Annotated in this window: 1 rRNA gene; it reads left to right on the top strand. The window is 53.2% G+C overall.

The window, feature by feature from the left end:
- Positions 1 to 412 (top strand): 23S ribosomal RNA (locus EII23_RS12460); the annotation flags it as partial.

Here is a 412-nt window from a genome sequence, read left to right on the forward strand (position 1 = left end):
GCTTTACTGTAGCTTAGCATTGAATTTAGGTAATGCATGTACAGGATAGGTGGGAGGCTGTGAGAATAGGGCGTCAGCCTTGTTGGAGCCGTTGTTGGGATACCACCCTTGTATTATTTGAGTTCTAACCGCGATGAGTGAATCCTCATCCGGGACACTGCTTGGCGGGCAGTTTGACTGGGGCGGTCGCCTCCCAAAGAGTAACGGAGGCGCCCAAAGGTTCCCTCAGCACGGTCGGAAATCGTGCGAAGAGTGTAAAGGCAAAAGGGAGCTTGACTGCAAGACATACAGGTCGAGCAGGGACGAAAGTCGGGCTTAGTGATCCGGTGGTTCCGCATGGAAGGGCCATCGCTCAACGGATAAAAGCTACCCCGGGGATAACAGGCTTATCTCCCCCAAGAGTTCACATCGA

Source organism: Desulfovibrio sp. OH1186_COT-070, from assembly GCF_003860215.1.
Classification (GTDB): domain Bacteria; phylum Desulfobacterota; class Desulfovibrionia; order Desulfovibrionales; family Desulfovibrionaceae; genus Desulfovibrio.